We start from the raw sequence: 23,397 nt of genomic DNA on the forward strand, positions 1-23,397 counted from the left end.
GCGAGCGCGGTCAGGGGGCGAGCGCCGGGTTCCTGATCCACTCCTGCAGTTCGTCCCGGCGGTCGTCGTCGCACTTGAGCGGGCACGTGGTGCAGAATCCGTGCTCGGGGTCGCCCTTGTAGTCGAAGCAGCACGTCCCCCGGACCGCCCACGTCCCGCGCGGGTGGTCCTCCCGGAACGGGAAGAGCCGGGGCCGGGCCCGCGTCACCGCGCCCGCCTCGATCAGCGCATCCCCCAGCGCGCGTGCCAGCCGCCAGGCCTCACCGGCGTCGCGCCCCAGGAACCGCGCCGGGTTCAGCATGTAGAAGTGCGAGGTGTCCAGCACCCATCCCCACAGCGTGCGCAGGCCCACCCGGGTGTGCGCGTGCAGCGCGTCGATGACGGGCGTGAAGGCGGCCACCATGTGCTCGGCGGCGAGCCGGACCAGCTCGTCCTCGTCGGCGCAGACCACGGCCGAGGGGTGCCCGGCCGCCGGGTCGTCGGCCAGCACGGCGGTGCGTCCGCCGGTGAGGGTGGGGGTGCCGAAGCCGCTCTCCGACCTCCAGGGGAACCACAGGCGGTCGGCGTCCAGCAGTGCGGCGCGGCGGGTCAGGTAGGTTCCGGCCGACACCAGGAAGACCGGTTCGCGCAGGGTGGCGCGGAGGAAGTCGGTGACCGCGGGCAGCCGGTGGCCGCGCCCGCCCAGTGCGGTCAGGCGCTCGAACAGCACCGGGACCTCGCCGTCGGCGACCATCAGGTCGGTGCGGAACCACTGGTCGGCGACCGGGTCGCCCGCCCCCGCGGTGACGCCGGGCGCCCGCAGGGCCGGCAGCGGCGAGAACTTCAGCGGCGCGCAGGCGTCGACCACTGCCTGCAGCGGGACCGGGACCTCGGGCATGCGCCGGACGACCTTCCTCGTGACGCCGGAGTGCGCGACGGGGCGGGCGTGAACGCCGCGGACCGCGGGCGACCCTCCGTCTTTAGCTGAGGCTACCCTAATCATTTCTCCGAGGGCAAAGGTGCGCGCTCTCGGTGTGTCGGCTCGCGCCGCGGGTCGGGCGGTGTGCCGCGGCCGTGAGGCGGCCTCCGGGGTCGGGGGTGGGCCGCCGCGGGCTGCCCGTTATGTCCTGTGAAGAATGCTACAAACCCCAAGTGAGTGGAAAGTCGGGAATGACGCAGGGTGTACATTCCTTGACCAGGACGGACGTCCGCGACCCCGGACGTCCCCGGCGGGGCGGCCCGACGCCCGCCGACCGGACCACCCGATCGCAGCCCAGGCGCCGCCCGGCCCGCCGCACCCCGGCCCCCACGAGGGGTACGGGGACCACCTGTGCCGAAAGCCGGTCCGCCCGGCCGCGCCCGCGCGCCCCCACCGGGTGCGCGCGGGCACACGCGAACGACGGGAACACCGATGCGGAACCACCCCAAAGGGTTGATCACCCTGGCCGGGACGGAGATGAACGAGCGCCTGTCCTTCTACGGGATGCGCGCCATCCTCGTCCTCTTCCTCGCCGCCGCGGTCGGCGAGGGAGGCATGGGCCTGGGTACGGGCACCGCCACCGCGGTCGTCGGCCTCTACCTGGCCATGAGCTACTTCACGGCGCTGCCCGGCGGGTGGATCGCCGACCGCCTGCTCGGCCAGCGCCGCACGGTCCTGGTCGGCGGCGTGGTCATCATGCTCGGCCACATCAGCCTCGCGCTGGAGTTCGGCCCGGCGTTCGTGTGGTTCGGCCTGGCGCTGGTGTGCGTCGGCACCGGGCTGCTCAAGCCCAACATCTCCGCGATGGTCGGCGAGCTGTACTCCGGCGCTCCCGACGCCCGCCGCGACGCCGGGTACTCGCTGTTCTACATGGGCATCAACATCGGCTCGGCCGTCGGCCTGTTCCTGGTGGGCTACCTCGGCGAGCGCTTCGACTGGCACGTCGGGTTCGCCGTCGCCGCCGTCGGCATGGCCCTGGGCCTGCTGCAGTACGTGCTGGGCCAGAAGAACCTCCAGGGCGCCGGGGACCGGCCCGGCAACCCCCTCACCGCACCGGAGCGCGGCCGCCTGCTGCGCAACCTGGCCGTCGCCGCCGCCGCGGTCGTCCTGGCCTTCGCCGCCGCCGCGCTGACCGGCACCCTCAGCGTCGACAACGTCACCTACGTGCTGACGGCCTTCTCGATCGTCGTCCCGGTCCTGTACTTCCTCTACATGTTCGTCGTGCGCCGCGACGACATCACCGATGAGGAGCGGCCCCGGCTCAAGGCGTTCATGTGGCTGTTCATCGCCTCGGCCGTGTTCTGGATGATCTTCGACCAGGCCGCCGGGCCGCTCACCCTGTTCGCCCAGGAGCACGTGGACCTGCACATCGGCTCCTTCGCCGTGCCCGCCGGGTCCACCCAGGCGGTCAACCCCGTGATGGTGATCGTGCTGGCCGGAGTGTTCGCCCTGGTGTGGAACAAGTTGGGCGACCGGGTCAGCACCGGCATGAAGTTCGCCTTCGCCCTGGTGGTGTGCGGCTTCTCGTTCGTCGTGATGAGCTGGGCGACCGCCGCCACCGACGGCGGCACCGTCAAGGTGGGCCTGATGTGGCTGGTCGGCGTCTACCTGCTGCAGACCATCGCCGAGCTGTGCCTGTCCCCGGTGGGCCTGTCGATGACCTCGAAGCTGGCCCCGCAGGCGTTCAAGGCGCAGATGATGGGGCTGTTCTTCCTGTCCATCACCGCCGGGGACGCCGTCGGCGCCCAGGTCAGCCGCCTGCAGCCGGTGCTCGGCGGGAACTACTTCCTGCTGTTGGGCCTGCTGGCGGTGGTGTGCGGCATCACGCTGTTCCTCTTCGTCGGCAGGCTGCGCGGGCTCATGGGCGAGCACCGTCCGGCGCCCGAGGCGGTCACCGCCTGACGACCCCTCGTTGATCTCGGGGAAAACGCCCCTACCAGGCCGGTTTTAGCGTCCGTTCTCCCGAGATCAACGAGGATCGCGCAGCACCACCAGGTGGTGCCGGACGAACGCGCGCAGCACCGCCGACACCGTGTCGAAGCCCGCCCCCGACCGCTCGGCCAGCTCGCCCGCGGTGAGCCGGCGGTCGCGCGCCAGCACGCTCAGCACCGGTTCGGCCGCGGCCGGGAACCGGTACCGGCGCCCCGACACCGTCACCGACGCCTTGCCGCCCTCCACCTCCACCGGCGGCGCGATCAGCGGCACGAACTCCACGAGCGTGCCCTCGTCCGGGGCCCGGCCGTCCTCCACCGCCCACCGCAGCGCGTAGGACTGGCGGCGCGGGAAGCGGGCGTCGCGCTCGGCGAGGAAGGCGTCCACCCCGTTCTCCTCGGCCAGCGCCGAGAGCACCCGGACCAGCTCGTCGTGGCGCTTGCGGCGCTCGTCCGGCGAGGAGAAGCGCGGCAGGTCCCGGCGGAACACCTCCTCGTCGAAGAGGCGCTCGACCAGCGACCGCGCCCAGTCCACCCCGGTGGCGCGGGTGAAGCCGAACGTCAGGTGCATGCTCACCCCGCCCGTCCCGGTGACCGTGTGCCACCACCCGCGCGGGACGTGCAGCACGTGCCCCGGCCGGAGCACGCCCTCCCAGACCGTCCCCTCCGGTGGGGTGTGGGAGTGGTCGGAGTCCACCTTCATCGGGTAGGGGCGGCTCCCGGGGCCGTGCACCTTCCAGTCCTTCTCCCCGGCGACCTGCACGATGAAGGTGTCGTGGTCGTCCCAGTGGGTGGCGAAGCCGTGCGAGTCGCCCCAGATCAGGTACAGGTTCACCTGGGCGCGCTCGTGCACCAGGCGCATGAGGTCGTCGGCCGCCTCCCGGACCGGCGGGTGCAGCCGGTCGATGCTGTCCAGCACCAGGCTGGCGCCTTCGCGCATCTCCCGGTAGAGCGCCTCGGGGCGCACCACGCGGGTGGCCTCGCGCGAGACCTCCCCGGCCTCGGTGTAGCGCTCCACCGGCACCGCGGAGCCGGTGCGGTGCAGGCGCAGCCGGGGCGGGGCCAGCGGGCGGGTGGCCAGGACCTCGTCGAGCGCGTCGAAGTCCAGCAGGCCGCGCACCGCGCCCTCGCCGACGTCGGCGAAGAGCACGTCCTCGGACAGGCGGTCGCGCAGGGCGTCCTCGCCGATCGCCGCGCGCACGGCTCCGGTGAACAGGGTGTGGGGCTGGGACACGGTGGCGGTGACCTCCCGGGGAGAGGGGCGGGGCCGCCGGGGGCCAGTGGCGAACCCCCGGCGGCGCTCTAGAGGGCGGTCACCCCGGCGGGGACGCCGCCGCGCGGTGACCGGTGCATCGGACGGTCGGACTCGGTCGGGATCAGATGAAGTCGGAGCTGCCGTCGGTGCCGTCGTTGTCGCCGCCGCCGGCGGTCAGGTCGCGCGAGGTGACCTCGCCGAGGTCCTCGACCTCGACCTCGAACTCCATGGGGTCCATGTCTCCTCCTGTCCTTCCTCGTCGGGGTTCCCTGCCCGGTGGGGCAGAGCTTCAGCGCCCGCCCGGGCGCGGCCGCAGCCCGGTCCGCTCGGCGGCGAACGCGTGGGCGTCGGCGGCCAGGGCGACGGCCCGGGACACGGCGCGCTGGCCGTGGCCGACGTCGCGCTCGTAGCGCAGCAGGGCGGGCGCGCCGGCCCCCTGCAGGGCGGCGCACATCTTGCGGGGGTGGGCGGCGCCGGTGCGGGTGTCGGAGTGGAACCCGGTGAGCAGCACCGCCGGACGGCGGCCGCCCGCCCCGTCCAGCGCCAGGTGGTACGGGGAGTAGGAGAGCAGCGCGGCGAAGTCGTCCGGGTCGGCGGCGGTGCCGAACTCGCGGGTCCACATCCGGCCCAGGCCCATGCGCTCGAACCGGGCCATGTCGGTCAGCGGCGCCGAGGAGATCACCGCCGCGCACAGGTCGGGCCGGAGCCCGGCGGCGGCGAGCACCAGCATGCCCCCGGCCGACCCGCCGGTCAGGCACAGCCGTGCGCGGTCGGCGTGGCCGCCCTCCACCAGCGCGTCCGCGGCGGCGACCAGGTCCTCCACGGCACGGGGCTTGGCGCGCCCGGCGCCGCGCCGGTGCCAGTCGCGGCCGCCGTCGCCGCCGCCGCGCACGTGCGCCACCGCGTACCGGCCCCCGGCGCGCAGCCAGGCCAGCACGGTGGCGCTGAAGCCGAACTGGCGCGGGCGGCCGAAGCAGCCGTAGGCGTGCAGCAGCAGCGGGCCGCCCTCGTCGGGGTCGGAGCCGGGTGCCGACAGCAGGGTGATGGGCACCCGGGTGCCGTCGGCGGAGCGGCAGCGCAGCACCCGGCGCCGGATGCGCGCGGCGGGTGCCGGAGGGCGCCCGCCGTCGGCGGCGGAGGGCCAGGGGCGCGGGCGCGCGGCGCCGGGGTCGAGCAGCAGCACGCCCTGGGGGGTGGCGACGTCGGCGTAGCAGAAGTGGGCGGTGCCGTCCGGCCCCTGTTCCAGCCGGGTGACCATGCCCTCGCCGGGCAGGTCGACGGCGCGCAGGCGGCGGCCGTCGCGGGCGTCGTGCGCGTCGAGGGAGCTGACGCCCAGGCGGGTGCGGGCGACCAGGAGTTCGGGCCGGTCGGGGGTGCCGGCGGCGGTGAACCCGTCGAGGGGCGCGTCGGGGTCCTCGGGGACGACCTCGCGCCAGTTCCCGGGGGCGGGGGCGGCCGGGTCGGCGGCGCAGATGCGGCGGCGGGGGGCGTCCAGGGTGGTGCGGAGGTAGAGGACGCCGTCGGGGCCCAGGTCGGCGGTGGTCTCGGCCTCCAGGCCCTCCTGGACCGGGACCCAGGCGGGGGCGTCGGGCGGGGAGGCGTGCAGGTCGGCGATCCACACGTCGTTGCGGTGGCCGGTGCCGTGGCTCTCGGTGGCCAGCAGCAAGCGCCCGCCGAGCACCCGCACGCCGGGCACGGTCCGGGGGCCGGTGCAGGCGCGCACCAGGACGTCGGGGGCGCCTGCGGCGGCCGCCCCGTCCACGGGCACGCGGTGCAGCCAGAGCCCGCGGCGGCCGTCGGCGCCGTCGCGGCGGGCGTAGAAGAAGGCGGGTCCGCCCAGGTCCGGGGGGAGCCAGGCGACGTGCGAGTAGCGGACGCCCGTGATGGGCGGCTCGACGGGGGAGCCGTCGCGGGTGCGCAGGATGTGCAGCTCGCCGTGCTCGGTGCCGCCGGTCGAGGTCTGGACCGCGACGAGGGAGCCGTCGGGGGAGGGCTCCCAGGCGTCGAGGGTGGTGCGCCCGCTGGGGTCGGCGGCGACGGGGTCGAACACGGTCCGCTCGCTCCGGGGGGCCGCGCCGCCCTTGGCGTGCCTGCCCTTCCCGCGGCCGCCGGTGCCGCCGTGGTGGGCGCCGCCCCCTTCGAGGGCGTCTTCGAGGGCGACGATGCGGGGGTGCTCGTCGCCGGGGGAGCGGCGGGTGGCGAACGCGGTGCCGCCGCGCAGGAGCGGGGGCGACCACAGGTCGTGGTCGAGCAGACGGGTGATGTCGGCGGCGAGGCGGTCGCGCATGGGCCAGGTGCGGGCGGCCTCGGTGAACTCGCGCTGCCGCGCGTCGAGCCAGCGCCGGGTGGCGGTGGACTCGCCGTCCTCAAGCCACCGGTAGGGGTCGGGGACGGTGCGCCCGTGCACGGTGTCGAGGACCGACGCGGCGGGCCCCTGGGGTGCGGTCCGGGCGAACGGGATGCTCACCGGGCGGCGCGGGGTCGGCGGCGGGGGTTGCTCCGGGCGGGCACGTGGGCGTGTCGGCTGCGCACGATGACATCGTTCAAGCGCGCCGCGACGACGGTCAAGGGAGGAGTGGCTGTCCGGGAAGCAAGCCCGATGTGCCGCCATGGCGAGGTGCGTTCCCCGATCCAGCAGGTGGCAGCGGCACGGAGCGAGAGGGGCGGCCCGGACACGCCTCGGCAGGTGCCGCTTCGGGGCTCCGGCCGGGCGGTGGGCCGTCGGGGTGTGGGGTGGATGGCGGCGACGACGGAGGTCGGTGGCCCTTCCGGCAGCGTCGTCGGCCGTGCGGCGCGTGCGTGGTCACCGGAGAGGGCGGCGACGGAGCGAGCGGGGCGGTTCCCGGGTCTTGCTTGCCGTCCGTCCGGTCGCTCGCGGTCCAGGCGGGAGGGCGGCTGAGCTGGTACCCCACTTCAGGGCCCAGGCCGGGCGGAAGGCCACCGGAGTGTGAGGTCGCAGGGCAGCGACGACAAGGGAGGGCGGCCCTCCTCGCAGCGCTGTCGACTGTCCGGCGCGTGCGTGGTCACCGCGATGGGCGGCGACGGCGACAGCGGGGCGGTTCCCCGGCCCCGTCTTCCGTCCGGCAGGCGCCGAGGGGTCGGCGAGGCGGCGCGGCGGGCGGGGGTCGCGCTCTTCGTCGCCCGGGACGCTCGCCGGGCCCGCCAGGCGAACCCCGGCAGACCCGTGACCTGGGCGAACACTCCGCGTCAAAGGCGGGAAGGGGTGGGATACGCGCTCCGCGACACCCGCGAAGGCCTCAGGGCGACGAACACGGCCGTACCAGAACGGGATTCGGGAACGCGATGCCCGGTTCGTGCCTGTTTGGTTGGCTCGGCTCGCCGCCAGGGATGGTCGCGCGGCCACCCCGACACCACCGCCGCACACCCGGGGTCCGGGGTGGGCCGATATCGGCTACGCGCGGTGACGCTGGGCCTGGTAAACGGGCCAGGTGTGCTGTTTAGGGCCCTCCTGGCACCGAATCCCGTTCTGGTGTCGCGATGACCGCGCACCTGCGGCGCCCACGAGGCCGGTGCGGGCGCCGAACGGGGCGTCGGAGGGGGGCGGCACCCCAAAAGCCGGGCAAACCGGGCGCTGGGGCGGTAGTGGCTCGACCGGAACCCGCCTTCCGGGCGCCTCAGGTGCTCTGGAGGCAACTTGGGTGGTGAAACCGACACCTGATCTGCAGAAAAGCGTCGATTTCACGACGCAGGATGCCCGCCCCCTCCACTCGCCGTCCGGTATGCCCGGTATGTGCCGCCCGGGCGACCCTCCCCGCGATGATCTCGGGGAACCCGGGGTTAAACCGGACACGATAAGCCCGACTTCCCCGAGATCAACAAGGAGCGGCATCGGGGGGCGGGCGCCACGAACGCGAATGACCACGCACCCTGCCCACCGCGCCGGCCACCCGGACCATGAGCGGCCGGACGGGCGGCAAGCAGGATCCGGGAACCGCCCCGCGTCTGCCGTCGCTGCTGACCATGGTGACCACGTACGCGCCCGGCACCCGACAGTGTTGCCGGATGGGCCGCTGACCTTCGTCGTTGCCGCCCTCCACCCCACACCCCGGTGGCCCGCCGCCCGGCCGGTGACTGGGAGCGGGGCGCCAGCTCAGCCGCCTGGCCACCGGTCCGCGAGGGGCCGGACGAACGGCAGACAAGATCGGGGAACCGCCCCGCGTCTGCCGTCGCTGCTGACCATGGTGACCACGTACGCGCCCGGCACCCGACAGTGTTGCCGGATGGGCCGCCGCCCTGTTCTCGTTGCCGCCCTCCACCCCACACCCCGGCGGCCCGCCGCCCGGACGGGGCCCACGAGCGGGGCACCAGCTCAGCCGCCTGGCCACCGGTCCGCGAGCGGCCGGACGGACGGCAAGCAAGATCGGGGAACCGCCCGGCTGTCGCCGTTGCTGCCCTCTCCGGTGACTACGCACACGCCGTACGGCCGACAGTGCTGGTGCAAGGGCCGCCCTCCTTTGTCGTCGCCGCCCTGCGACCTCGCACCCCATCGACCCGCCGCCCGGCCGGTGACCGGGAGCGGGGGACCTGGTCCATCCGTTGCTGCCGCTACTCCGCCCCCGCCCCCGCCTCCGCGTCCGGCGGTAGGAGCGGTCCTCCCTCCCATTCTTGGAAGACCAGCATCGTCTCCACGTTGTGGATCTCCGGGCGGGAGGTCAGTTCGTCGACGATCAGGCGCTGCAGGGTCGCCACGTCCGGGCAGGCCACCAACACCAGGAAGTCCGATGCCCCCGCGATGTTGTACAGCGCCCGCGTCTCCGGCTGGGCCAGGATGTGCTCGGCCAGCGGTGCCAGGACGTCGCGGCTGTGCTGGGTGCGCAGCGTCAGGAACGCCTGGATCGGGCGCCCCAGCGCCTCCGGCGACACCTTCAGGCGGTAGCCCTCGATCACGCCCGACGCCCGCAGCCGGTTCACCCGGTCCAGGCACGTCGACGGCGCCACGCCCGCCTCCGCCGCCAGGTCGCGGTTGGTGATCCGTGCATTGTTCTGCAGGATGCGCAGAATCCGCAGATCGACCGAATCCAGATCGACTCGTCCAGTCATGCGCCGAATATATCACGGTGATTTGCTGCTGTTTTCGCAGATCATCCATAATTAGCGGGACATGGTCGTTGAACGGCCGGGCGATGCCCGGCCGTTCCGCAGTTCGTTCCGCCGTGCCCCCGTTCCTCCGGCGGGGGTGAGGGGCCGAGCGCCGACCGGGGCCGCCCCGGGGCGCGGGCGCGGCGGGTCCCGAAGCAGACGAGGGGGTGCGCTCGTGCCGATCCCGGAGCACATGGGCGGGTTCATCGCGGCGGCGGTGCTGGTCACGGTCCTTCCCGGACCCGATTTCGTGCTCATCACCCGCAACACCGCCCGCGGCGGGCGGCGCGGCGGCCTGGCGACGGCCGCCGGGTCGGTCACCGGTATCGCCGCGTGGGCGCTGCTGGCCACCGCCGGCCTGTCGGTGCTGGTCGCCTCGCACCCGGCGGTCCTGCACGCACTCCGCCTCGCCGGCGCCGCCTACCTCGTCTACCTCGGCGGCAGCACGATCCTGGCGCTGTGGCGCGCGCGCCGCGCCGGGGACGGTGCCGCCGACGCGGCCGCCCGCCACGGCGGGGCGGACCGCTCCGGGACCCCCTACCTGCAGGGCCTGGTGAACAACCTGCTCAACCCCAAGCTCCCGGTCATGTTCGTGACCGTGCTCCCGCAGTTCGTCTCCGCGCCCGAGGCGGCGGTGCAGCAGACGGCCCTGCTCGGCGCCGTGCTGGTGGCGATGGTCGTGGTCTGGTGGCTGGTCTACGTGCTGGGCATCAGCGCACTGTCAGAGATCATGCGGCGCCGCCGCGTCCGGCAGGGCATCGACCTGGCCGGGGGCGTGGCCCTGACCGCTTTCGGAGTGGCCCTCGCCCTCGCCGCCTGAGGCGGCGGCCGCCAGGAGCGGGCCCGCGTCGCGCACGGCGACGTCGGGCTCGTCGGCGCTCAGGACGGCCAGCGCCGCGCGGTAGCGGGGTCCCGCGTCCAGGTCGACCAGGCGCACCTGCCCGGGCGGCGGGGCTCCGGGCGAGGTCCAGGCCAGCACCCGGCCGGGTGCGGCGGGGGAGGACACCTCCACCGAGGTCAGTCCCGCGTAGATGCCTTCGCCGCTCGCCTTGAGCAGCGCCTCCTTGCGGGCCCAGTAGGTGAAGAAGCCCTCGGCCGCGCGGTCGGCGGGCAGCGCGGCGAGCGCCTCCCGCTCGGCGGGGGCGAGCGCCATCTCGGCGAGGGAGGTGGTGTCGCGCCGGGGGGAGACCTCCTCGACGTCGACGCCGACCGGCACGCCCCGCGCGACGGCGAGCGCCACCCGGTCGCCCGAGTGGCTGATGGAGACCTCCAGCCCGGCCGCGGGCCCGGCAGGGACGGGTTTTCCGTGCGGTTCGCGGTCGGTGCCGTCGCAGTTGCGGCAGCGCAGCTCGAACTCGACCGCCTCCGGGGCGCAGCCCGCCTCGCGCGCCACGACCAGGCGGGCGAGGGCGTGGGCGACGGAGTAGCGGTCGCGGTCGGCCTGCCGGCGGAACCGGGCGTGGCGCTCGCGCTCGTGCCCGGAGAGGAGTCGTTCGAGGTCGGGATGGGCCTGGGAGGGCGCGGCCCACCATACGTCGCAGTGCACCCGTGCGTCGCTCACCGTCCCATTGTGGCCGATCGGGGAGCGGTGCCGTCCGATCAATTCTCGTGTTCGTTGGATTGCGTAACGAACATGTCTGGTGTTTGAATGTCGCCATGGACAGTGCGGAGCGGGTGGACCTGGTGATCGCCCGGCTGAAGGACACCGGTGAGGTGGCCGTCGCCGAACTGGCCGAGGCCAGCGGCCACTCGGAGATGACGATCCGCCGCGACCTGGACCGGCTGGAGTCGCAGGGCGTCCTGCGCCGGGTGCGCGGCGGGGCGGTCAGCCTCGTTCCGCGGGGGCAGGAGCCGCCCTACGTGCTGCGCGAGCGCCAGGCGGTGGAGGCCAAGCGGCGCATCGCCGCCCAGGTGGCCGCGCTGGTGCCGACGGGGGCCGCCGTGGCCCTGGACAGCGGGACGACGGCGCTGGAGGTGGCCCGCGAGCTCGCGGGGCGCCCGGTCACCGTCATGCCGCTGTCGCTGCAGGGGGCCGACGTGCTGGCGCGGTCGGCGGAGACGACGGTCCTGGTCGCCGGGGGCGAGGTGCGCCCCGGGGAACTGAACCTGCACGGCCCACTGGCCGAGGCGTCGCTGGCGGCGGTGCGCTTCGACGCGGCGGTGGTGGGGTGCTGCGGCGTGTCGGCGGGGGAGGGCGTCACGGCGCACGACCTGCAGGACGTGGCGGTCAAGCGGGCGATGATGCGCTCGTCACAGCGGACCATCGCCGCGGCGGACTCCACGAAGATCGGCCTGGTGACGATGGGCCACGTGTGCCCGGTCGGGGACATCGACACGCTGGTGACCGACGACGGCGCCCCGGAGGACGCGATCGCCGAGATCCGCGCGGCGGGCGTCGACGTGGTGACGGTGTAGAGGGCGCTGCGGTCGACCCGCCCGGGCCCTCCGGCCGGGACGCGGGCGGCAGGACGGCGCGGAGCGCCGGCGGCGGCACCGATGCGGACATCATGACGGAGATAGAGGAGAGACCGTGCCCGATACCGGTGTCGACAGAGCGGCCGCTCCCGCCGACGCGGCCCCCGACCGGCGGCTGCGGCGGGCCCGCGGCGCCGTCGTCGTCTACTTCTTCGTCGCCGGGGTGATCCTGGCGACCTGGGCGTCGCGGGTGCCCGACATCAAGGCCCAGGTCGGCATCGACGACGGCGCGCTGAGCCTGGGCCTGCTGGGGCTGGCCGTCGGTGCGCTCGCCGCCATGCAGGTCGCCGGGCGCGCCACCGACCGGTTCGGCAGCGCGGCCGTCACACTGCCCGCCGCGGTGTTCGGCTCCCTCGCCCTCGCCGCCCCCGCGCACGCCCACTCCCTGCCCGCGCTGTTCGCCGCCCTCTTCGCCCTCGGCGCCGGGCACGGCCTGATCGACGTCCCCATGAACGTGCACGCCGCCCGGGTCGAGCGCGCCTACGGTCGTCCCATCATGGCCTCATTCCACGCGGCGTTCTCCATCGGGGGCTTCGTCGGCGCCGGGACCGGAGCGCTCAGCGCGCATTTGGGCATGAGCGCCACCGCCGCCTTCTGGACCGTGGCGGCGGTCTGCACGGCCGCCTCCTTCGCCGCCCGCCCGATGCTGCTCCCCGGCCGCGACAGCGGGCCGGGGCGGAGCGGGAACACCGGCGCCACCGCCCCCGCCCGACGCTCCCGGCCCCGGATCGCCCCGCTGGTGCTCCTCTTCGGCATCGTGGCGTTCGCCTCCTTCGTCGCCGAAGGGGCGGCCACCGACTGGACCAGCGTCTACCTCCACGACACCGCCGGGGCCTCCGACGCCGTCGCCGCCGCCGGCTTCGCCGTGTTCTCCGCCGCGATGGCCGCCGGACGCCTCGTCGGCGACCGCCTCGCCGCCCGCTTCGGCCCGGTGGCCCTGGTGCGCTCCTGCGGCCTCCTCGCCGCCGGGGGCCTCGGCCTCGCCCTGGCCGTCCCCGTCCCGCCGGTCGCCCTGGCCGGGTTCGCCCTGATGGGGGCCGGGCTGTCGTGCGTCGTCCCGCAGGCGTTCTCGGCCGCGACCTCCTACGACCCCGCCCGCGCCGGGCGCAACCTGGGCATGGTCGCCGCCTTCGGGTACGTCGGCCTGCTCAGCGGCCCCGTCGCCATCGGCGCCATCGCCCACCTGACCGACCTGCGCCTGGCGCTGGCCGTGCCCGCGCTGCTCGCCCTGGCCGCGGTCGCCGCGGCCGGAGCGCTGCGCCCCCGCCGCCCCGCCGGTGCGGGATCCGCCCCGGCGGACCCCGGCCAGGTGTAACCCGGAGGCGCAGCGGGAATCCGTCAAGTGACCGTCCGGCCCGGGCGCTCGCAGCCCCCGCGGGCCGCAGGCCGGACCAGCGCGCAAGGAGGCCCCCGTGTCCCTCTCGGCCCTCTTCGGTCTCGGGTCCCTCGCCGTCCTGGCCGTGCTGACGATCCTCTTCCTCGCCGCCCTGCTGGCCGCGGCCGGCACCGGCGACGCCACCGCGGACGAGGAGTCCGTCGACGACGCCCTGTCCACGCACGGCGTGCACGGCTGCTGAACCGGGCGCCGCTATCCTCGGGGCCGCGGCCGCAGGGAGCGGCCCGGGGAGCGGAGCACTAGATGACCGACGACGGCAGGACCACGTTCGCGGCGGCGCGCCGCGAGCGGATCATGGAGCTGGTGCGCGCCAACGGCAGCATGGCCCTGCGCGACATCGCCACCCAGGTGCGCGCCTCGGAGGTCACCGTGCGCCGGGACGTGCGCGCCCTGGAGGCCGAGGGGCTGATCGACCGCCGCCGCGGCGGCGCCGCCCTGCCCGGCCAGCTCGGCCACGACCAGAGCTACGCCCAGATGACCGGGCACAACGCCCCGCAGAAGCGCGCCATCGCCGCCGCGGCGGCCCGGCTCGTCGACGACGACGACGCGATCGCCCTCGGTCCGGGCACCACCGCCGAGGCGCTCGCCCGCGAACTGGTCGGGCGGCGCAACCTCACCGTCGTGACGACCTCCCTCCCGGCGGCCGACGTGCTGTCCGGGGCGCCGGGCGTCGAGGTGGTCATGCCCGGCGGCACCCTGCGCTCGTCCATCCGGGCCCTGGTGGGCACCGCCACCGAGCAGGCCCTGGCGGGCCTGCGTGTGCGGCGCGCCTTCGTCACCGGCAACGGGGTCACCGCCGACCGCGGGCTGAGCACGCCCAACCCGGCGGTGGCCGCCACCGACCGGGCGCTGGTCGCCGCCGCGCAGGAGGCGATCGTGCTCGCCGACAGCAGCAAGGTCGGCACCGACACCATGGTGCAGACGGTGCCGCCGGAACAGATCGCCCACCTGGTCACCGACAACCGGGCCGACCCCGAGGTGCTGATGACCCTGGAGGACGCCGGGACCCTGGTCCACGTGGCGGTCCTCGACACCGACCGGGGCGAATGAGGCCCCGCCCCGTCCGCGTGGCGGGCGGCGGCCCCGGTCGGTAAGAATGTGGGGCCGACGGGGGCGCAGTCCGGTCCCCGCGCCCCCGAGAGGCCAGGAGGGCCGATCCATGCCGACCCCCGCACCCCTGCCCGAGCCCTGGGCCGCGTCGAGGGTGACCGTCGTCGTCCCCACCTACAACGAGGCCGACAACCTGCCGGTGCTCGTGGGCGCGCTCCTCGGACTGGGCCTTCCGGGTCTGCGGGTGCTGGTCGTCGACGACGGCTCGCCCGACGGCACGGGCGAAGTGGCCGAAAAGCTCGCCGCCGACGCCGGGGGCAGGGTCGGGGTGCTGCACCGGACCGCCAAGGACGGGCTCGGGCGCGCCTATGTGGCGGGAATGACCCGCGCCCTGGACGAGGGCGCCGAGTACGTGGTGCAGATGGACGCCGACCTGAGCCACCCGCCGCGGTACGTCCCCCAGCTGCTCGGCACCGCCCTGGCGACCGGCGCGGGCGTGGTGATCGGCAGCCGGTACGTGGCCGGGGGGAGCCTGTCGGAGGAGTGGAACCTGCGCCGCAGGGTGCTCAGCGGGTGGGCGAACACCTACGTGAAGGCGATCCTGGCGCTGCCGGTGCGGGACGTGACGGCGGGCTTCAAGATCTGGACCGCCGAGGCCCTGCGCGCGCTGGACCTGGAGACCATCGGGAGCGCGGGGTACAGCTTCCAGGTGGAGATGCACTTCCGGGCCTACCGGAGGGGACAGAAGATGCTGGAGATCCCCATCCACTTCGAGGACCGCCGCGAGGGCGACAGCAAGATGGACCTGGCGGTCCAGGTGGAGTCCGCCCTGCGCCCCTTCCGCCTGCGCCGCGACGAGCGGGGACACCGCAAGGGCCGCCCATGAGCGCCGCCCTCTGACGATGATCTCGACAAGAGTGCTGTCAAAACCGCAGGAATGACAGCACCTTCATCGAGATCATCGCGGGCTTTCCCCGCATCACGGGGTCATCGGCGGCTCTGTGCGCGCAGCACGGTGTCGCTGATCAGTCCGGCCAGGCGTTCCGCGTGGTCGCGTGTGTGCGGAACGGTGTCCCCGCGGGCTCCCCGGCGGACCGGTCCCACCGCGAACAGGCGGCGCTCGGCCCGCCCCTCCGGGCCGAGCAGGGCGCCACGCGGGCAGGTCGCCAGGCCCTCCGCAGGGTCGTGGCCGGACACCAGCGGCGGTGTGCTCACGCGGGGGTCGCCCGTGGCGACCACCAGGGCCCACGCCGCGACGGGGTCCGGACCGCCCGTCTCGACGCGGACCCGGTCGGCCTCGGCGCGGGCGCCCGCCACCCGGACGGGGCGGACCTCCAGCGACGCGTACGGGGCCGCCCACGCCGCCGTCGCCGTCAGCGTGTCCTCAAGGTAGTCCCCGTAGACGCGGCGCGGCAGGAACGTGGCGGGGGTGCACCGCAGCCCGCTCAGCCGGGCCCACTCCAGCAGGTGGGCCGGGCGGTCGGGGAACGCCGACAGCAGGCGCGCGGGCACCGGGAGCCGTTCGGAGGTGTGCAGGTCCGAGCCGCGCCCGCAGCGCCCCTCGTCGTCGAGGACGACCACCCGGTACTCCAGGCGCAGCCAGGTGGTGGCGCGCAGCAGGGCGATGGCGGCCAGCGCGGTGCTCAGGCCGCCCCCGGCGAAGGCGACCAGCGGTTCCGCACCGCCGCCGGGCGCCGCGGATCCGTCCATGCCGGGAGTCTAGACCTCCGGCCGGGCCCATCGAACCCCGCGCGCCGGGCACCGCCCGGTGCGGGCGGGCGGCGCGGCGCACCTGCGATGCCGACCGGTCCCCGGCCAACCCCCGGCGGGCCCCGGCCGGGACGCGCGCCGTGCGCCGCGCACCCGGTCGGCGGTCAGTAGACAGGCCGGAACCCTCCGATGAGGGTGATCCGGTTGCCGTCGGGGTCGGTGACCGCCGACAGGCGCACCCCCTTGTTCACCTCCTGGATCCCCTCCGGCGCCAGCCCTCGCTCGCCGAGGGCCTCCACGTGCGCGGGAAGGTCGTCGACCGCCAGGTTCACCAGCGCCGTGCCCGCCCGGTCCGGGTCCTGCCACACCTGGACCCACCCGGTGTCGGCGGCCCGCCACTCGGCGAGCGCGTCCATGGGGCGGTTGTCGGGCGCCCGCCCGAAGAGCCGCTCGTACCAGGGGAGCGCGGCGCCGAGGTCGGTGACCGGCGCGACGGCGAGGACATGCTCGATGGCCATTGCTGTGGTCCTTCCGGTCGGGTGCGGCCGGGGCCGCCTCTCCGAGAGGGGACTCTCCCGCCACCCGGAACTCATCGCCCGGCCGGGGAGGCAGGGAGTGTCGTGGGCGGTCTATAACGTGCCGGCATGGCCGATGTCTTCGAACTCGCGATCACGGTGGACCTGCGCGACGAGATCTCGGAGGAGGAGGTCGCTGAACTGCGATGGCACCTCGGGCTTGGGCCGGAGCCCGAGCCCCCCGCATCGTGACCGCGTTCTCGTTCGTGACCGAGGGCGACGACGGCGGGCCCGTCGTCGAGGACCGTCCCCAGCCCCTGCTGGGGGAGCACGGTGAGGCGGCCAAGGTGGGCGGGGCGCTCGTCTCGGCCCTGCTGCGCCGGGAGGACACCTGGCCCGGGGCGTGGGCCCTGACCAGTCGACAGGAGATCCACCCGGACGCCTTCGATGAGACGGGCGAACTGCTCGCCTGGCTCGCGGCCAGGGCGGGCCCCAGGCACCGGAACCCCGACGGGTCCATCCGCCTCGGGTGGATCCGCTTCTACGAGTCCGACCGGTTCGAGCCCGTCGTGGTCCGCGACGGCGAGGTCGCCTGGCCCTCATGACCGCCGGCGGCCGCGCGGCGCATTCAGGCGTCGGCGGGCGAGGTGCGCATGGCTTCGGCGATCCAGAGGTAGGGGAGGTCGTCCTCCTCATAGGCGGTCCCGTTGATCACCTCCACCAGGGCGACGTACCGGCCGTGGGTCTCGTCGTACACCGGGTCCTCGGAAGCGGCGTCCTCGTCGGCGATCTCGCGCAGAAGGTCGGGGATGCGCTGGAAGCCGTCCGCCATCCGGTCGCGGAGTTCGGGGGTGAGCGGGTCGCCGGTCACCCCCGCGGCGCCTTCCATGAAGCGCGTCACGGCCTCCTGCGCCCGAGGGGAGCGCGGTGGTTCACCGGCGCGGTACGCGGCCAGGACCTCCTCCACCAGGGGCACCCCGCTCTCGTACATGAACTCCTGGAAGGGCGCACCGGCCACGGTCCTTCCCAGGTCCGCGGAGTAGGTCTCGTGGAGGTAGGTGCGGACCGCGTCGCGGAACGCCCGGTCCTGCACCAGGTCGCCCAGTTCGATCCACGCCTCCAGCTGCTCGGCCGTGGGGTCCTCGGGAAGGACGGGCCGCATCGCCCGCAGCCGGTCGACGAAGCCCTCGGGCACGTCGAGGCCCTCGCAGACGTCGTTCCAGAAGTCGTCGATGACCCGCTCGCGCTCCTCGTCGGTCATCGAGACGAGCCTGTGCATCAGGTCGGCCTGCGCGATCGTGCCGCCCTGCCCGATCAGCGCTCTGAGCACCGCGCGCCTGGCCCGCAGCGTGCGCTCCTGGCGCTCGACGATCTCCAGGTGGGTGCTGAGGAGGGCGTGCAGCGTGGTCCCCCCTTCGAGCAGCCGGCGGATCCCGGCCAGGTCGGTGTCCAGCTCGCGCAGGGTTCGGACGAGTTCGAGGCGGGCGATGGCGTCGATGTCGTACAGCCGGTGACCCGCCTCGTTCAGACGCGTGGGTGCGATGAGTCCCTCGTCGGAGTAGAACCGGACGGCGCTGACGCTCAGTCCGCTGCGGCGCGCGGCGTCTCCGATGGGATACAGCTCTTCGTCGTGCATGGGGGCCACTGTGCTACCTCAAGCCGCTTGAGGCGCAAGCCCTGAGGGCCGACGGGCGGGGAGGGCGCCGCAGCGGAGGCGTCACCCCTCCCCCCGGCCGCTGGGCCCTCCCTCGCCGGTCTCCGTGGCGGGTTCGCGCGGCTCCATCGGGGGGCCGCTCACACCGCAGAACAGGCCCTTGTGCGGCTCCACGCGCTGTGCCCGCTCGCGCAGCAGCACGAACGCCAGCACGCCCCCGCCCACGCTCACCGCCGCCACGATCAGCATCGCCGCCGCGAAACCGCCCTCGATCCCCGCCGCGCCGCTCACGCCCGCCGCCGCCGGGACCGCCGCGACACCGATCAGCTGCGCCGCCCGTGCCACCGTGTTGTTCACCCCTGACGCCACCCCCGCGTGCCGCTCCGGGGCCGACGACAGGGCCGTCGCCGTCAGCGGCGCCACCGCCGCCGACAGGCCCAGCCCCACCACCAGCACCCCCGGCAGTACGCCGGTCACATACCCCGCCTCGGGCGTCAGCCGGGACAACAGCAGCATGCCGACCCCCACCAGCAGCGGGCCCGCCGTCATCTGCGCGCGCGGGCCGATCCGCTCGGCCAGGCGGCCCGACCGGCCCGACAGCAGCAGCATCAGCACCGTGATCGGCAGGGACGCCGCCCCCGCTTCCAACGCCGTGTACCCCGCCGCCTCCTGCAGGTACAGCACCAGCAGGAACAGCAGCGGCCCCAGCGCCCCGTACATCAGCACCGTCACCAGGTTCGCCGCGGTGAACCGCGCCGACCGGAACACCCCCAGCGGCAGCATCGGGGACGCGCTGCGCGCCTCCACGGCCGCGAACGCCGCCAGCGCCGCCGCGCCCACGGCCCCGCTCACCGCCACCGCCACCGGCGGGACCGCCCCCGCCCCGGCTTCGATCAGCGCGTAGGTGATGCCCGCCAGCGCCACCACCGCCAGCAGCGCCCCCGCGTAGTCCATCCGCGCCGGCGCCCCCGCGTCCCGCGACTCGGGCAGGTGGCGCCGGGCGATCAGCAGCACCGCCGCCGCCAGCGGCAGGTTGATGAGGAAGATCAGCCGCCAGGAGCCGATGTCCACCAGCCACCCGCCCAGGAACGGCCCGACCGCCGCCGCCACCCCGGTCAGGCCCGACCAGGCGCCGACCGCCTGGGCCCGGTCCTCCTTGCGGAACCCCGCCTGCAGCACCGCCAGGCTTCCCGGGGTGAGCAGCGCGCCGCCCACCCCCTGCAGCACCCGGCCGGCCACCAGCAGCTCCAGCGTCGGCGCGACCGTGCACAGGGCCGAGGCCAGGGCGAACCACGCCACGCCGAGGGAGAACATCCGCACCCGCCCGAAGCGGTCCGCCAGCGAGCCGCCGAGCAGGATCAGCGCCGACAGGGTGACCATGTAGCCGTTGGCGATCCACTGCAGCCCGGCCACCCCGGTGCCCAGGTCGTCCTGGATGACCGGCAGGGCGACGTTGACGACCGTGGAATCGAGGAAGGCCATCCCCGACCCGAGCACGGTGGCGGCCAGTGTCCACCGTGCCGCGGGCGTCCCCCAGGCGATGCCGCCGCCCCGCTCCTCGCCGCTCCCCGTGTCCACGCGCGCCTCCTCTCCCCGGCGCGCCGCTCCCGACGGGCCGTCACCGCCGACGGCGGATCCCGCGCCGCGCCGGGCGTCACATTACGCGCGCGGGGCCGGGAGCGGCGGGACAGCGCGCCGGAGGGCACACGGAGCGGGGGCGGGACAGGCGCCCTGTCCCGCCCCCGCCGGGGTGCGGTTCCCCCTCACTCGCTCGCGAGCGCCCCCGTGATCGACTGCCCGGCGGCCTTCCGGCCCGGCAGCACCGAGGCCAGCAGGCCCGCGGCCACCGCGACGCCGATGAACACCGAGATCTGGCCGGCCGGAAGGGCGAACACCATGCTCGGCATGGCCGAGACCCCGGCCGCCCAGCCGAACACGATCCCCAGCACGATGCCCACGCCCGCGCCGATCAGGCACAGGACCACGGCCTCGATGCTCAGCATCCGCCGCAGCTGCCCCCGGGCGAGCCCGAGCGCCCGCAGCATCGCCGACTCGCGGGTGCGCTCCAGCACCGACAGCGCCATCGTGTTCGCGATGCCGAACACCGCGATGATGATCGCCAGGCCCAGCATGGCCGCGATGGCCAGGAACGCGATGTTGAGCACGTCGTCGAACTGCGCCTTCATCTCGGCCATCGAGTCCACGCCCACCGTCGGGGCGTCGGCGACCGCGTCGTACACCGCGTCGCGCACCTGCTTGGCCGAGGCGCCGTCGGCCCCGGTCACCATCACGCTGGAGGCCCCGTCGGCGTCCGGGAACGCCTGCTCGAAGTCCCGGGGGGACAGGGTCGCCCCGTACAGGGTCCCTCCCTCCTCCAGGACCGCGGCGATCTCGTACTCCTTCTCGCCGCTCCCGGTGGCGACGGGGAGCGTGTCCCCGGCCTTGAGGTCGCCCGCGTACCCCTGGGACACGGCCACCTTGCCGGGGCCCACGTCGGCCAGCGACCCGGAGACGGCGTCGTTCTTCAGGTCCTCGCCGAGCGTGGCGCCGATGTAGGTGCTCACCGGCATGTCCCCCGTGGCGCCGCCGCTCCCGGCGTAGGCCTGGTGCACCTCGACGACGCTCCCGAGGGCGTCGGAGTCCTCCAGCTCCGCCACCGCCGAGTCGGGGATCACCGCGTCCGGCTCGTCCAGGGGCGCGCTGATCATGTAGTCGGCCGGGAACTGCTCGGAGAGCATCTCGTCCATCGTGGTCTTGAGCGAGGCGTTGACCACCGCGTACCCGGTGATCAGCGTCGCCCCCACGGTCAGGGCGATCATCGCCGTCGCCGCCCGCTTCGGGCTGCGGCGCGAGTTGTCGGCGGCCAGCATGCTCGCCACCCCGACGCGCCGCATCACCGGCGAGACGGCCGCCACGACCGCGCGCACCAGCAGCGGCGACAGGACCACGACGCCGACGAAGCAGATCAGGCCCGCGACCGTGGTCAGCACCAGGCCCGTGGTGCCGATGCCGGTGGAGTTCGTGGCCGCGAACACGATGCCGCCCGAGACGAGGAACAGCACCCCGCCGATCACGATGCGCGCCCAGCCGATGCCCTTCTCCAGGCCCTGCGCGGTGGCGCTGGTGCGCAGCGCCGCCAGCGGCGGAACGCGGGTGGCGCGCCAGGCCGGCAGCAGCGCCGCGCCGAGCGCCATCACGGTGCCCACGGTCATCCCCACCGCGATCGGCAGGACGCCCACGACGAGCGACTGAGAGGTGTCGGCGCCCAGCGCCTCGCCCCCGAAGGCGAACCCGGCCCAGCCGGCCCCCAGGCCCGCGGCGATGCCCAGCGCGGAGGCGATCAGCCCGACCACCAGCGCCTCGGTGAGCACGCTGCGGAACACCTGGCCGCGCGCCGAGCCCACGCACCGCAGCAGCGCCATCTCCCGCTGGCGCTGGGCCACCAGGATCGCGAAGGTGTTATAGATGACGATCGCGGCCACGAAGACCGAGATCAGCGCGAACAGCATGAGGGCGACGGTGAGCATCTGCGAGTCGGCGCCCGAGTTCTTCGCGAGCCGCTCGCCGAAGGCGGTGCCGGTCTCCACGTCGGCGTCCGAACCGGTCACGCCTTCCACCGCGCTGACGGCGGCGGCGTCGGTGACGCCTTCGGCGGCGGTCACGTCGATCTCGGAATACCCCTCGGCCCCGGTCATCTCCCGGGCGGTGTCCTCGTCGAAGGCGACGACGCCGCGGTAGGCCAGCTCGCCGTCGACACCGAAGTCGACCAGGCCGCTGACGGTGAACTCGTGCCGGTCGCCCTCGGAGTCGAGCACGGTGACGGTGTCGCCGACCCCGTACCCGGTCGCCTCGGCGACGGTGGTGGCCAGCGCGGCCTCACCGGAACCCTCCGGCATGCCCCCTTCATCGGGCTGGAACCGGGTTCCGTCCCCCAGCCCCATGCCGATGGTGGGCATGCTCCCCACGGCCCGCCCGTCCTTGTCGAGCAGCGGGGCGTCGCCGCGGGTCATCCCCCCGGCCGAGGCCACCTCGGGCAGGTCGCGGACCTCCTCCAGGGTGTCGGCCGGCAGCACCGGCGCCGGCGCCTCGGGGTCGGCGGGGGCGTCCTCGTCCTCCGCGGGGACGGCGACGGCGGCGAAGTCGCCGGCCGACCCCATCATCTTGGTGCTGAAACCCGCCTGCAGGGTGTCGCCGAACACCAGGGTGCCGGAGACGAACATGACGCCCAGGGCGATCGCCAGGGCGGTGGTGACCAGCCGCGCCTTGTGCATGCGCAGCCCGGCCAGGGTGGTGCGCAGCATCAGGACTCCAGCTTCAGCAGTCGGTCCGAGACGGTCTCGGCGGTGGGCGCGTGCACCTCGTCGACCAGGCGGCCGTCCCGCAGGAAGATCACCCGGTCGGCGTAGGAGGCGGCCACCGGGTCGTGGGTGACCATCACGATGGTCTGGCCCATGTCCCGGGCCGAGTCGCGCAGGAAGGACAGCACCCCGGCGCCCGAGCGCGAGTCGAGGTTGCCGGTGGGCTCGTCGGCGTAGACCACCTCGGGGGCGCCGAGCAGGGCCCGGGCCACCGCCACGCGCTGCTGCTGGCCGCCGGAGAGCTTGGAGGGCAGGTGGTCCAGCCGCTCGCGCAGGCCGACCACGTCGATCAGCCGCTCGAAGCGCCCCCGGTCCACCTTGCGCTTGGCGATCTGCGCCGGGAGCAGGATGTTCTGCTCGGCGGTGAGCATCGGCAGCAGGTTGAACGACTGGAAGATGAAGCCGATGCGGTCCCGGCGCAGCTGGGTGAGCTGCCGGTCGTTGAGGCGGGTGATGTCGGTGCGGCCCAGGTGCACGGTGCCCGAGCTGGCGGTGTCCAGCCCGGCCAGGCAGTGCATCAGGGTGGACTTGCCCGAGCCCGACGGGCCCATGATGGCGGTGAAGTGCCCGCGGGCGAACTCGACGCTGACCCCGTCGAGCGCCCGCACGGCCGAGTCGCCCGCCCCGTACACCTTGGAGAGGCTCCGTGCGATCACCACGGGGGGCGCCTGTGTGCTGTGGTCGGGTGCGGCCACCGCTGCGGTCTGGCTCACGTCTCGTCGCTCCTGCTGTCGAATGCCGTCGATGGGCTGGTGGGCCGGGCCGCGGACGGCCCGGAAGAGTGCGGCGGAGTCCGGCGGGTTCGCGGCCTGGACACCGACCCTGGAAACGCTATGGGCGCGGATGCCCTTCGGACCTCGGTCGCGAAGCCGATATCCGTCATGGCCGAAAGGAGGGGATGTGCCGCGGTCCGGCGCCTTGGGCGGTGTCCAGGTACCGACTTTCGTCGGTACCGCGGGGCGGCCCGGGGGTGTCCGGGCGCCCTCCGGCACCGC

The 23,397-nt window shown here is 74.7% G+C and carries 20 protein-coding genes; 9 read left to right on the top strand and 11 right to left on the bottom strand.

Going from position 1 to position 23,397, the window contains the following annotated elements; translation table 11 throughout:
- Positions 1-10 precede the first annotated feature (10 nt).
- Complete coding sequence (locus tag O4J56_RS14255; protein ID WP_270686253.1) at positions 11-877, bottom strand: (2Fe-2S)-binding protein; 867 nt, start codon at positions 875-877, stop codon at positions 11-13.
- A gap of 513 nt (positions 878-1,390) precedes the next feature.
- Here O4J56_RS14255 and O4J56_RS14260 point away from each other — a divergent pair.
- Positions 1,391-2,860, top strand: coding sequence for a peptide MFS transporter (locus O4J56_RS14260; protein WP_270686254.1), 1,470 nt, complete (start codon positions 1,391-1,393; stop codon positions 2,858-2,860).
- A gap of 66 nt (positions 2,861-2,926) precedes the next feature.
- Here O4J56_RS14260 and O4J56_RS14265 read toward each other — a convergent pair whose 3' ends face one another.
- The 3 genes from O4J56_RS14265 to O4J56_RS14275 form a co-directional block, all read right to left on the bottom strand.
- A complete protein-coding gene (locus O4J56_RS14265; protein ID WP_270686255.1) occupies positions 2,927-4,123 on the bottom strand; it encodes a JmjC domain-containing protein in 1,197 nt (398 codons plus the stop codon).
- 310 nt (positions 4,124-4,433) lie between these two features.
- Entirely contained in the window at positions 4,434-6,611 is a 2,178-nt protein-coding gene (locus O4J56_RS14270) for a prolyl oligopeptidase family serine peptidase (RefSeq protein ID WP_270686256.1), read from the bottom strand.
- Positions 6,612-8,710: 2,099 nt separating this feature from the next.
- Positions 8,711-9,205, bottom strand: coding sequence for an Lrp/AsnC family transcriptional regulator (locus O4J56_RS14275; RefSeq protein ID WP_270686257.1), 495 nt, complete (start codon positions 9,203-9,205; stop codon positions 8,711-8,713).
- Positions 9,206-9,419: 214 nt separating this feature from the next.
- Between O4J56_RS14275 and O4J56_RS14280 the strand changes: the two genes are divergently transcribed.
- Positions 9,420-10,064 (top strand): LysE family translocator, encoded by a 645-nt coding sequence (locus O4J56_RS14280; RefSeq protein ID WP_270686258.1) that lies wholly within the window; start codon positions 9,420-9,422, stop codon positions 10,062-10,064.
- Here the strand turns inward: O4J56_RS14280 and O4J56_RS14285 are convergent.
- Positions 9,966-10,805: a 4'-phosphopantetheinyl transferase family protein gene (locus tag O4J56_RS14285; RefSeq protein WP_270686259.1), complete on the bottom strand. Its 840-nt coding sequence runs from the start codon at positions 10,803-10,805 to the stop codon at positions 9,966-9,968. The two genes, O4J56_RS14280 and O4J56_RS14285, sit on opposite strands and share 99 nt — an antisense overlap.
- 95 nt (positions 10,806-10,900) lie before the next feature.
- Between O4J56_RS14285 and O4J56_RS14290 the strand changes: the two genes are divergently transcribed.
- The 5 genes from O4J56_RS14290 to O4J56_RS14310 all read left to right on the top strand — a co-directional run bounded on the left by O4J56_RS14290 (position 10,901) and on the right by O4J56_RS14310 (position 15,051).
- On the top strand, positions 10,901-11,659 hold the full coding sequence (locus tag O4J56_RS14290) for a DeoR/GlpR family DNA-binding transcription regulator (RefSeq protein ID WP_270686260.1): 759 nt from the start codon (positions 10,901-10,903) through the stop codon (positions 11,657-11,659).
- Positions 11,660-11,774: 115 nt separating this feature from the next.
- Complete coding sequence (locus O4J56_RS14295) at positions 11,775-13,034, top strand: MFS transporter (RefSeq protein WP_270686261.1); 1,260 nt, start codon at positions 11,775-11,777, stop codon at positions 13,032-13,034.
- Positions 13,035-13,131: 97 nt separating this feature from the next.
- On the top strand, positions 13,132-13,296 hold the full coding sequence (locus tag O4J56_RS14300; RefSeq protein ID WP_270686262.1) for a hypothetical protein: 165 nt from the start codon (positions 13,132-13,134) through the stop codon (positions 13,294-13,296).
- 62 nt (positions 13,297-13,358) lie between these two features.
- A complete protein-coding gene (locus O4J56_RS14305) occupies positions 13,359-14,165 on the top strand; it encodes a DeoR/GlpR family DNA-binding transcription regulator (RefSeq protein ID WP_270686263.1) in 807 nt (268 codons plus the stop codon).
- Between the two features lie 109 nt (positions 14,166-14,274).
- Positions 14,275-15,051, top strand: a complete 777-nt coding sequence (locus tag O4J56_RS14310; protein ID WP_270686264.1) for a polyprenol monophosphomannose synthase — start codon at positions 14,275-14,277, stop codon at positions 15,049-15,051.
- A gap of 101 nt (positions 15,052-15,152) precedes the next feature.
- Here O4J56_RS14310 and O4J56_RS14315 read toward each other — a convergent pair whose 3' ends face one another.
- Positions 15,153-15,875: an FAD/NAD(P)-binding protein gene (locus O4J56_RS14315; RefSeq protein WP_270686265.1), complete on the bottom strand. Its 723-nt coding sequence runs from the start codon at positions 15,873-15,875 to the stop codon at positions 15,153-15,155.
- A 164-nt stretch (positions 15,876-16,039) separates the two neighbouring features.
- Positions 16,040-16,393: a VOC family protein gene (locus O4J56_RS14320; protein WP_270686266.1), complete on the bottom strand. Its 354-nt coding sequence runs from the start codon at positions 16,391-16,393 to the stop codon at positions 16,040-16,042.
- Positions 16,394-16,519: 126 nt separating this feature from the next.
- Between O4J56_RS14320 and O4J56_RS14325 the strand changes: the two genes are divergently transcribed.
- Both O4J56_RS14325 and O4J56_RS14330 read left to right on the top strand, forming a co-directional pair.
- A complete protein-coding gene (locus O4J56_RS14325) occupies positions 16,520-16,642 on the top strand; it encodes a hypothetical protein (protein WP_270686267.1) in 123 nt (40 codons plus the stop codon).
- The gene (locus O4J56_RS14330; protein WP_270686268.1) at positions 16,639-16,995 is read left to right on the top strand and encodes a hypothetical protein; all 357 of its coding nucleotides are present in this window, start codon (positions 16,639-16,641) and stop codon (positions 16,993-16,995) included. Before O4J56_RS14325 ends, O4J56_RS14330 begins: the two co-directional genes overlap by 4 nt.
- Positions 16,996-17,018: 23 nt before the next feature.
- Here O4J56_RS14330 and O4J56_RS14335 read toward each other — a convergent pair whose 3' ends face one another.
- The 4 genes from O4J56_RS14335 to O4J56_RS14350 form a co-directional block, all read right to left on the bottom strand.
- Complete coding sequence (locus tag O4J56_RS14335) at positions 17,019-18,026, bottom strand: MerR family transcriptional regulator (protein WP_270686269.1); 1,008 nt, start codon at positions 18,024-18,026, stop codon at positions 17,019-17,021.
- An 81-nt stretch (positions 18,027-18,107) separates the two neighbouring features.
- Entirely contained in the window at positions 18,108-19,526 is a 1,419-nt protein-coding gene (locus O4J56_RS14340) for an MFS transporter (RefSeq protein ID WP_408639118.1), read from the bottom strand.
- Between the two features lie 281 nt (positions 19,527-19,807).
- Complete coding sequence (locus tag O4J56_RS14345; RefSeq protein WP_270686271.1) at positions 19,808-22,345, bottom strand: ABC transporter permease; 2,538 nt, start codon at positions 22,343-22,345, stop codon at positions 19,808-19,810.
- Positions 22,345-23,115 (bottom strand): ABC transporter ATP-binding protein, encoded by a 771-nt coding sequence (locus O4J56_RS14350; protein ID WP_270686273.1) that lies wholly within the window; start codon positions 23,113-23,115, stop codon positions 22,345-22,347. The genes O4J56_RS14345 and O4J56_RS14350 overlap by 1 nt, the downstream gene beginning before the upstream one ends.
- Positions 23,116-23,397 lie beyond the last annotated feature (282 nt).

The sequence above is a fragment of the Nocardiopsis endophytica genome (assembly GCF_027706725.1).
In the GTDB taxonomy this organism is placed as follows: domain Bacteria; phylum Actinomycetota; class Actinomycetes; order Streptosporangiales; family Streptosporangiaceae; genus Nocardiopsis_A; species Nocardiopsis_A endophytica.